Origin of the sequence: Streptomyces sp. NPDC006458 (assembly GCF_040612135.1) — a bacterium.
GTDB lineage: Bacteria > Actinomycetota > Actinomycetes > Streptomycetales > Streptomycetaceae > Streptomyces.
Genome location: NZ_JBEXPR010000024.1, coordinates 2,886 through 12,775, shown reverse-complemented (window position 1 = coordinate 12,775; position 9,890 = coordinate 2,886). Strand labels below are relative to the sequence as shown.

Sequence of the window (9,890 nt, the reverse complement as noted above, 5' to 3'; positions counted from 1 at the left end):
TCCCCGCGGGTGCGGGGAGCAGACCCGGTTGCCCTGCAGGTCGAGCAGGGCGCGGGGTCCATCCCCGCGGGTGCGGGGAGCAGTCTCGGTGACCTGCGGGTTTACCGCTGTGCAGCAATGTTTTTGTCAAGGTTCATCGAGTCCGGCAAACGTAGCAAAGGGAACCTCTTCACGGTGCATTGTTCCGGGAGGGCCTGCGGCGCGGGCCGACTATGGTCAACTTCGCGGATTCACGCCCGAAGTGGCGCGGTCAGCCGGTATGAATCTTTCATGACGCGTGGGGGGATTGCCCACTCTGGTCTGTTGCGTCGGCTTGGGGAGCCGGCCCGGTCGGTGTGGGCGAAGCATGACCGTGACAGCGACGGCTGGCTGCCGTTATGGCGGCACATGGAGGACTCGGCTGCGGTGGCGGGCCTGTTGTGGGATCACTGGCTGCCGGCGAGCGTGCGGCATCTCATCGCCCAGTCCCTGCCGGGGGGCGACAGCGACGGCCGGGCCCTTGCTGGGTGGCTGGCCGGGGTCCATGACATCGGCAAGGCGACACCGGCGTTCGCCTGCCAGGTCCCCGCGCTCGCCGACGCGATGCGCCGGCGGGGGCTGGCGATGCGCTCGGCGGAAGCGATGGGGCCAGGGCGCCGGCTCGCCCTGCACGGCCTGGCCGGGCAGTTGCTGCTGGCGGAGTGGCTGGAGGAACGGCACCGGTGGGCGCCCTCGCGGACGGGGCAGTTCACGGTCGCGGTCGGCGGTCATCACGGGGTGCCGCCTGAGCACGGGCAGATCAAGGCCCTCTACGAGCACGAGGAGCTGCTGCGGACCCGGGGGGCGTCCGCTGGTGTCTGGCGTGAGGTGCAGACCGGGCTGCTGGACGCCTGCGCGGAGCATTTCGGTGTCGCCGATCGGTTGGAGGGGTGGGGATCGGTGCGGCTGCCGCAGCCGGTACAGGTCCTGCTGACGGCGCTGGTGATTGTCTGCGACTGGATTGCCAGCAATCCGGCCTTGTTCCCTTACTTCCCCGACGGGGCCGGGTGCGCGGGTGAGGAGCGGCTCGTGCGGGCTTGGCGCGGGCTGGACCTGCCGCCTGCGTGGCAGGCGCAGGATGCAGGGCTTGGGGCGCAGGAGTTGCTGTCCGCGCGGTTCGGGCTGCCGGCGGGGGTGAAGGCTCGGCCGGTGCAGGAGGCTGCGCTGGCTTTGGCCCGTGAGATGCAGGCGCCCGGTCTGATGATCGTGGAGGCGCCGATGGGTGAGGGGAAGACGGAGGCCGCGCTCGCTGTGGCTGAGGTGTTCGCGGCACGCTCGGGTGCGGGCGGGGTGTTCTTCGCGCTGCCGACGATGGCGACCGGCAATGCCATGTTTCCCCGTCTGCTCACCTGGCTGGAGCGGCTGCCCGGGGTGGCGGGCACGCGTCGGTCGGTGCATCTGGCGCATTCGAAGGCTGCGCTCAACGAGGACTTTGCGGGCCTGATGGCCCGTGCGGGAGCGGTCGCGGCTGTCGGCGTGGACGAGGACGCTCCGGTGCCGGGCAGGCAGGTGGATGCCGGACGGCGGGCGGGTGCTGAGCTTGTCGCGCACGCCTGGCTGCGCGGCCGTAAGAAGGCCATGCTGGCCTCCTTCGTGGCCGGCACGATCGACCAGTTGCTGTTCGCGGGGCTGAAGAGCAGGCATCTGGCGCTGCGTCATCTCGCGGTGGCGGGCAAGGTCGTGGTCATCGACGAGGCGCACGCCTATGACACCTATATGAGTGTGTATCTGGACCGGGTGCTGTCCTGGCTGGGCGCGTACCGCGTTCCGGTGATCGTGCTGTCCGCGACCCTGCCCGCCGGCCGCCGCCGCGAGCTTCTCGCCGCCTACAGCGGCACGAGCAGCGCGCCACTGCCCGGCGGGCAAGGGGTGGAGGCCGGGGAGCCGGTGGAGGTGGCGTATCCGCTGATCACCGCTGTGGTTGCGGGAGGGGTGCCAGTGGAGCGGCGGCCCGGCGCGTCGGGCCGGGCGACGGGTGTGGCGGTGGAGGCGCTCGGCGACGATCTGGATGTGCTCGCCGACAGGCTGGAGGTGGAGACCAGCGGCGGCGGCTGTGTGCTGGTGGTGCGCAACACCGTCGCGCGGGTGCTGCAGACGGCGCGGGTGCTGCGGGCGAGGTTCGGTGACGCGGCGGTGACGGTGGCGCATTCGCGGTTCGTCGATCTGGACCGGGCGGCGAAGGACCGTGACCTGCTGCAGCGGTTCGGTCCGCCGGACAAGGCGGACGGGCGGCCGGTGGGCCGGCACATCGTGGTGGCCAGTCAGGTCGCCGAGCAGTCGCTGGACGTGGATTTCGATCTGCTCGTGAGCGATCTGTGCCCGGTGGACCTGCTGTTGCAGCGGATGGGCCGCTTGCACCGCCACCAGCGCGGTGAGATGAACAGCGGGCGGCCCGGACGGTTGCGCGCGGCCCGTTGTCTGCTCACCGGCGCCGACTGGGGCGCGGGCACGGGGGATGTGCCGGTGCCGGTGCGGGGGTCGGTGGCCGTGTACGGGCGGTATCTGCTGCTGCGGTCGGCCGCCGCGCTGCTGCCCCATCTCGCGGAGGGCGGGCGGCCGGTGTGCCTGCCTGCGGACATCAGCCCTCTCGTGCAGCAGGCCTACGGACGGGGCCCGCTCGGGCCGCCGTCGTGGGCCGAGGTGCTCGAGCAGGCACGCGAGCGGTTCGACGCCCACCGGGCGGATCAGGCCGAGCGGGCCGCCGCCTTCCGCCTCGGTGACGTCGGCAAGCCCGGCAGAGCATTGTTCGGGTGGGTGGCGGCCGGAGTGGGAGATGCCGACGACAGCCGCGCCGGGGCGGCCCAGGTCCGTGACAGCCGCGAAAGCCTGGAAGTCGTCGCCGTGCAGCGCCGCGGCGACGGGAGCCTGGCCACCCTGCCGTGGCTGGAGCCCGATGGCAAAGGACGCCGCCGGGCGGGCCTCGGCCTGCCGCAGGATCAGGCACCGGCTTCGTTCGCGGCGCGTACGGCGGCGAGCTGCGGGCTGCGTCTGCCCATGCAGTTCTCCTCTCCCGGTGTCATGGACCAGGCCATCGCGCAGCTGGAGCAGCTGTATCTGCCCGCCTGGCAGGGCAAGGAGTGCCCGTGGCTGGACGGGCAGCTGATCCTGGCGCTGGACGAGGACTGTCAGACCTCTCTGGCAGGCTTCTCACTCCGCTACAGCCCCCTGGACGGCCTGGAGGTCACCCGTGACGACCGCACCTGACTTACCCCTATCCCAGGCCGCACCGGCGCCGGCGTCGTTCGATCTGACCGACAGCCCGTGGATCGGTGTGCTCGACATGGACGGCAGCCAGCACGAGCTGTCGCTGCGTCAGGTCTTTGCGCGGGCGGGCACCCTACGCCGCGTCATCGGGGACCTGCCCACGCAGGAGTTCGCCCTGATGCGGCTGCTGCTGGCCATCGCGCACGACGCGCTCGACGGCCCCCGGGACATCGAGGAGTGGGCCGATCTGCGGGACGACCCGGACTGTTTCGCTCCCGTGCAGGGCTATCTCGCCACCCATCGCGAGCGCTTCGACCTACTGCACCCCGAGGTCCCCTTCTTCCAGACGGCGGGACTGCGCACGGCGAAGGACGAAGTCTTCCCGCTGAACCGGATCGTGGCCGACGTCCCCAACGGCGAGCCGTTCTTCACCGCCCGACGCCCCGACGGGCTGCGGCTGACGTTCGCCGAAGCCGCCCGCTGGGTCGTGCACGCCCACGCCTACGACACCTCCGGCATCAAGTCCGGCACCGTCGGCGACGACCGCGTCAGGGGCGGCAAGGTGTACCCGCTGGGCACGGGCTGGGCCGGCGGCCTGGGCGGCGTCTTCGCCGAGGGCGACACCCTGCGCGAGACACTGCTGCTGAACCTTGTCGCCGCCGACACCGACCCCCTGGACACCGGCCCGGGCGACCGGCCGGCCTGGCGGCGCGAACCCTGCGGCCCCGGCGGCACCGAGCGCCCGCCGACCGGCCCGCGGGACCTGTACACGTGGCAGTCCCGCCGCCTGCGCCTGCACCACAACCGTGACGGCGTCCACGGCGTCGTCCTCGGCTACGGCGACCCCCTGGCCTGGCGCAACATGTTCCACCGTGAGCCTATGACGGCCTGGCGGCGCAGCGCGGCCCAGGAGAAGAAGCTCCGCCGGGCGCAGGTCTACCTGCCCAGGGAACACGATCCTGCCCGCGCGGCCTGGCGGGGCATCGCCGCCCTGGTGGCCGACCGCACCGAAAGCGGGCAGACGGCCGAGGCGGCGCCGCACCTGCGGCCGCTCGTCCTGGAGTGGATCGCCCGCCTGGTCACCGACGGCCACCTCGCACGCGGCTTCCTCGTGCGGGCCCGGGTGATCGGCGCCGCGTACGGGACGCAGCAGTCCGTGATAGACGACATCGTCGACGACCACCTGCTGATGCCCCTGGTGCTGCTCCATCGCCAGGACCGCACCTACGCCCGGCAGGCCGTCGACGCCGCCGAGGACGCCGAACTGGCCGTTCGCACCCTGGGCGATCTGGCTGCAGACCTCGCCGCCGCGGCCGGCAGCGCGACGGACGGACCGAAGGACAGCGCCCGCCGCGCCGGATTCGACGCACTGGAACAGCCCTACCGCACCTGGCTGTCCGAACTCGCCGGGGCAAAAGACCCGTTCGAGCGGCGCAGCATCTGGCAGGCCCAGGCCCGGCAGGTGATCGGCCGGCTCGGCGACCGCCTCATCGAGGCGGCAGGGGACAGCGCATGGCAGGGTCGGACCGTCACCGGCAAGAACGGCACCGTGTGGCTCAGTGCGGGATTGGCCGACACCTGGTTCCGCAGGCGCCTGGCGAAAGTACTGCCGGGCCCTGACCCCGTCGGCCCGGCCGGCCCTGCTGATGCTGCTGCAGGGCCAGCCGGTGCGGACGACGCGCAGTCCGGCACCGGACCCTAGACCCAACGGGGCGGCCCGACGCGGCCCGGCCGGACGGGCCGCGCTCCCCTTTGTTGCGGCACCCGACACGGAGATACAGCGATGACCACCCTCACCCCGCCCGGGTCAACAATGCAGTCAGGCAGCGGCGTCAGCGGCCGCATCGCCCGTCTTGCTGCCGACCGCATCACCTTCTGGCAGGACGGCTACCTGCGCGACCAGCCCGCTGCCGTAGCCGCGCTCGCCCGGCTGCGCCGCGGCGCGGGCCGGGACGCCGCCGCCCTGCCCGACCTGTGGGGACTGATCGACACAGGCCCCCTCCACGCACCCGGCGAACGCGCGCGGCCGCTCAGCGAGACGCAACTCGTGCGTGCGGAGAACGCCCTGTACACAGCACTGACACTGTGGGCGCTGCACCAGCAGTCGCGCGGCTCGCGCATGCACCGCGCCCACACCGCAACGCTGCCCGGCGGGCTCGGCTTTGCCGTCCGCCGGCTCATGCCCGCCGGGGACATCGACGAAGCAGTCCGCAAACGCCTCGTGCGGGCCGGCACCGCACCCGACCTGCCGGCCCTCGCGCAGCGGCTGCGGGACATCGTCACCCTGCTGCGCGGCGCGGACATCCCCCTCGACTACGGGCTGCTCGCCGGGCAGTTATACGCGTGGCAGTGGCCCGACGGACCTGCGGCCGTGCGCCGGGAGTGGGGCCGCTCCTTCCACGCACTCCCCCGCACCGCCCCCGCATCCGACGACACCAGCGATACCCCACCGCTCGCCAAGGACGACAAGGACGCCTCGTGAACCGCTTCTTCCTGGACGTGCACGCCCTGCAGACCGTCCCGCCCAGCAACCTCAACCGGGACGACACCGGCGCCCCGAAGACGGCCGTCTACGGCGGTGTCCCCCGCGCCCGGGTCTCCAGCCAGGCATGGAAGCGGGCAATCCGCACCTACTTCCGCGACGAACACCTCCTCGACCCGACCGAGCTCGGCGTGAGGACGAAGAAGGTCGTCGAACTCCTCGCCGAGCGGATCACCGCGCTCGACCCCGCGCTCAGCGAGGAGGAAGCACTGCGCCGGGCGGATGAGACCGTCAAGGCAACCGGGCTGAAGACCGAGGTGCCCAAGCGCAAGGCCGACCAGGCCAAAGACGGCAGCCCCGCCCCCGCCCCGGAAACGAAGTACCTGGTCTTCCTCTCCGCCCGCCAGCTCGACGCCCTCGCGGCGCTCGCCGCCGAAGGCGCAGCCGACATCACCGCCTTCTTCAAGGACAGGAAGAACAAGGACCGCGCCCGCGAAGCCGCCGACACCCGCCACTCCGTGGACATCGCCCTCTTCGGGCGGATGGTCGCCGACATCGCCGACATCAACGTCGACGCCGCCGTCCAGGTCGCCCACGCGCTCAGCGTCCACCGCGTCGACAATGAATCCGACTACTACACCGCCGTCGACGACCACAACCGCGACGAAGAGACCGGCGCCGGCATGATCGGCACAGTCGACTTCAACTCCGCCACCCTGTACCGCTACGCCGCCCTCGGCATTCACCAGCTCGCCGCCAACCTCGGCCAGGGCCTGCGCGAGGACGAACCCGCAACCCAGCCCGTACGCCGCGCCGTCGAGGCATTCATGCACAGCTTCGTCGCGTCCCTGCCCACCGGCAAGATCAACACGTTCGGGCATCACACCCTGCCCGACGCCGTACTCGTCACCCTGCGCTCCACCCGGCCCGTCAGCTTCGTGTCGGCCTTCGAAGACCCCGTCCGCGCCGAGGAGGGCGGCCACCTACGCGCCGCGTGCGACCGGCTCACCGCATACGTCCCCGACATCGAACGCGCCTACGGCACCGAGGCCGACCCCACCTGGATCCTGCGCGTCGGCCCCCACACCCGCCAACTCGACCGTCTGGGAACCGAAGCGGACAACCTCACCGCACTCATCAAGGCCGTCGGACAGGCCGTCGCCGAGCGGCTGGAGAAGCCGAAATGACCCACACCGGTGTTCTGTCCCTGCTGCTGGCGGGCCCCCTGCAGTCCTGGGGAGCGTCCTCCCGCTTCACTAGGCGCACCACCGAATCCGCCCCGACCAAGAGCGCCGTCATCGGCCTGCTCGCCGCCGCCGTCGGCATCGAACGCGACGACGACAAGCGCCTTACACCCCTGAGCGCCTTGCGGTTCGGTGTCCGCATCGACCAGCCCGGCACCCGCATCCGCGACTTCCACACCGCCCACCACACAGCCACCGGCAAAGCCATGCCGCTGTCGGAACGCTTCTACCTCGCCGACGCCGTGTTCGTCGCCGCCGTCGAAGGCGAACACGGCCTGCTCACCCACCTGCAGCAGGCGCTGCGCGCCCCGGTCTACCCGCCGTTCCTCGGCCGCCGCTCCTGCCCGCCGGCCCGCCCCGTCGACCTCACCCTCCACAAAGGTGCCCGGCTCGAACACGTCCTGGCGCACGAGCCGTGGCAGGCCGCCGGCTGGTACCGGCGCCGCCAGCACAACCGGCCCCCCGAAACGCTGACCGTGCTGCGCGAGATCCGGGCCGGCGACAGCCCAGCCGCCGCGGACACCCTGCGCGACCAGCCCGTCAGCTTCGCCGCCGCCCACCGCCGCCACGCCCTGCGCACCGTCGTCACCACGTCCGTGCCCCGGCCGCCCGCCCCCGACACCGGCCAGGCGGCGCGGCACGACCCGTTCGACGCGCTGGCCGCCTACCCGGAAGGCGACAACGTCTGATGTTCCTCACCCGTTTCCGCCTCAATGCCGCCCGGCCCGGCGCCCGCCGCCTGCTGTCCTCCCCCCAGGCCCTGCATGCAGCCGTCATGTCGTCGTTCCCGCACATCCTGCCCGGCGACCGCACGGCCCCCGACGCGCCACGCATCCTGTGGCGCCTGGACCACCCCGCCCGCGCCGAAGTGATCCTCTACGTGGTCAGCCCCGACCGGCCCGACCTCACCCACCTCGTCGAACAGGCCGGCTGGCCCGCCGTGGCCGCCCCCGAGACACCGGGCTGGCAGACCCGCCCCTACAGCCCCTTCCTCGACCAGCTGGCCACCGGATCACGCTGGTCCTTCCGCCTCACCGCCAACCCCGTCCACACCATCCGCCGCAAGGACGGCGAGGTGCGCAAACTCACCGCCCACCTCACCCCGGTCCACCAGATGGGCTGGCTCCTGGAGCCCGGCCGCCAGCAGCGAGCCGGCATCCGCATCCTCGAAAAACCCGCCGCGCAGCGCCTGCTGCCCCCCGGCACCACCCGCCAGGGCCACACCCACCACGGCGACCGCTACGAACTCACCGTCAGCGACACCCGCACCCTCGCCTTCAGCAAAAACCCCGGCTCCGCCGGTAACCGCAAGGGCAGCGTCACCCTCGTCACCGCCACCTACGACGGCCGCCTCGAAGTCACCGACCCCGACGCCCTGCGCCGCACCCTCACCCAGGGCATCGGCCGCGCCCGCGCCTACGGATGCGGCCTGCTCACCCTCACCCCCCTCACACCCAGCCCCCAGACAGCCCCATGACCCACGTCTCCCAGCGCACCGCCCTCACCCCCAGACATCTCACCCGCACCACCGAACGCCTCTCCTTCCTCTACCTCGAACGCTGCACCGTCCACCGCGACGCCAACGCCATCACCGCCACCGACGCCGAAGGCACCACCCACATCCCCTCCGCCACCATCGGCACCCTCCTCCTCGGCCCCGGCACCCGCATCACCCATCAGGCCATGAGCGTCCTCGGCGAAACCGGCGCCGCCGTCGCCTGGGTCGGCGAACACGCCGTGCGCTACTACGCCTCCGGCCGCGCCCTCACCCGCTCCTCCGCCCTCATGGAAGCCCAGGCCCTCCAGTGGGCCAACCCCCGCACCCGCCTCACCGTCGCCCGTCACATGTACCGCCTGCGCTTCCCCGACGAAGATCCCGCCGGCCTCACCCGCCGCGAACTCCTCGGCCGCGAAGGCAAACGCGTCAAAGACTGCTACCGCACCCACGCCGCCCGCACCGGCATCGAATGGAAAGGCCGCCGCTACACCCCCGGCGACTACACCAGCGGCGACGCCGTCAACCAGGCCATCACCGCCGCCGCGCAATGCATGTACGGCATCGCCCACGCCGTCGTCACCTCACTCGGCCTGAGCCCCGCACTCGGCTTCATCCACTCCGGCCACGAACTCTCCTTCGTCCTCGACATCGCCGACCTCTACAAAACGGACATCGCCATCCCCGTCGCCTTCGACACCGCCGCCCACAGCGAAGAAGACATCGGCCCCCGCACCCGCCGCGCCCTCCGCGACCGCATCAACGACACACACCTCCTCGACCGGTGCGTCAACGACGTCAAACACCTCCTCCTCCCCCACAACGCCGTCCCGGCCACCGCAGACGACCACGACCTGGTCACCCTCCAAAGCGACCACGGCGACCACACCCCCTCCGGCTTCAACCACGACGGCCCCGACCACGACTACCCGGACCACCTCTGGTGACCGTCATCGTCCTCACCAACTGCCCCGCCGGACTACGCGGCTTCCTCACCCGCTGGATGCTCGAAATCTCAGCCGGCGTCTTCATCGGCAACCCCTCCGCCCGCATCCGCGACGCCCTCTGGAACGAAGTACGCCAATACGCAGGCCAAGGCCGCGCCCTCCTCGCCCACACCACCAACAACGAACAAGGCTTCACCTTCCGCACCCACGACCACACCTGGCACCCCACCGACCACGAAGGCGCCACCCTCATCCACCGACCCGCCCCACACCCACCCGCCTCAGATCCAGCCCCCACCTCCGCCCCTGACAACACGCAACATCCGCCCACCGGCTGGAGCCGACAATCCAAACGCCGACGCTTCGGCAAACACTGACCATGAAGCCGTAAATGCCCCATTCACCCGAATCGAAGAAACTGGTCAGAAACACCCGCCACCTGCGGTAAAACCACAGGTCAACCAGACTGCTCCCCGCACCCGCGGGGATGGACCCTTACG

General features: G+C 71.6%; 8 protein-coding genes. All 8 read left to right on the top strand.

Going from position 1 to position 9,890, the window contains the following annotated elements:
* Positions 1-123 precede the first annotated feature (123 nt).
* Positions 124-3,222, top strand: coding sequence for a CRISPR-associated helicase Cas3' (cas3, locus tag ABZZ79_RS28725; protein WP_356693525.1), 3,099 nt, complete (start codon positions 124-126; stop codon positions 3,220-3,222).
* 76 nt (positions 3,223-3,298) lie between these two features.
* Entirely contained in the window at positions 3,299-4,924 is a 1,626-nt protein-coding gene (gene casA / locus ABZZ79_RS28720) for a type I-E CRISPR-associated protein Cse1/CasA (RefSeq protein ID WP_356693738.1), read from the top strand.
* Positions 4,925-5,005: 81 nt separating this feature from the next.
* A complete protein-coding gene (gene casB, locus ABZZ79_RS28715; protein ID WP_356693522.1) occupies positions 5,006-5,704 on the top strand; it encodes a type I-E CRISPR-associated protein Cse2/CasB in 699 nt (232 codons plus the stop codon).
* On the top strand, positions 5,701-6,891 hold the full coding sequence (gene cas7e / locus ABZZ79_RS28710) for a type I-E CRISPR-associated protein Cas7/Cse4/CasC (protein ID WP_356693520.1): 1,191 nt from the start codon (positions 5,701-5,703) through the stop codon (positions 6,889-6,891). Before casB ends, cas7e begins: the two co-directional genes overlap by 4 nt.
* The gene (gene cas5e / locus ABZZ79_RS28705) at positions 6,888-7,637 is read left to right on the top strand and encodes a type I-E CRISPR-associated protein Cas5/CasD (RefSeq protein WP_356693518.1); all 750 of its coding nucleotides are present in this window, start codon (positions 6,888-6,890) and stop codon (positions 7,635-7,637) included. Before cas7e ends, cas5e begins: the two co-directional genes overlap by 4 nt.
* Positions 7,637-8,425, top strand: a complete 789-nt coding sequence (cas6e, locus tag ABZZ79_RS28700; RefSeq protein ID WP_356693516.1) for a type I-E CRISPR-associated protein Cas6/Cse3/CasE — start codon at positions 7,637-7,639, stop codon at positions 8,423-8,425. Before cas5e ends, cas6e begins: the two co-directional genes overlap by 1 nt.
* Positions 8,422-9,390 (top strand): type I-E CRISPR-associated endonuclease Cas1e, encoded by a 969-nt coding sequence (gene cas1e, locus ABZZ79_RS28695; protein WP_356693514.1) that lies wholly within the window; start codon positions 8,422-8,424, stop codon positions 9,388-9,390. Before cas6e ends, cas1e begins: the two co-directional genes overlap by 4 nt.
* Entirely contained in the window at positions 9,387-9,767 is a 381-nt protein-coding gene (gene cas2e, locus ABZZ79_RS28690) for a type I-E CRISPR-associated endoribonuclease Cas2e (RefSeq protein ID WP_356693512.1), read from the top strand. Before cas1e ends, cas2e begins: the two co-directional genes overlap by 4 nt.
* The last annotated feature ends 123 nt before the right edge of the window (positions 9,768-9,890 follow it).

Coding starts and splice junctions, on each gene's coding strand:
- casB (WP_356693522.1), top strand. CDS start 5,006: ATGACCACCCTCACCCCGCCCGGGTCAACAATGCAGTCAGGCAGCGGC.
- cas5e (WP_356693518.1), top strand. CDS start 6,888: ATGACCCACACCGGTGTTCTGTCCCTGCTGCTGGCGGGCCCCCTGCAG.
- casA (WP_356693738.1), top strand. CDS start 3,299: ATGGACGGCAGCCAGCACGAGCTGTCGCTGCGTCAGGTCTTTGCGCGG.
- cas6e (WP_356693516.1), top strand. CDS start 7,637: ATGTTCCTCACCCGTTTCCGCCTCAATGCCGCCCGGCCCGGCGCCCGC.
- cas1e (WP_356693514.1), top strand. CDS start 8,422: ATGACCCACGTCTCCCAGCGCACCGCCCTCACCCCCAGACATCTCACC.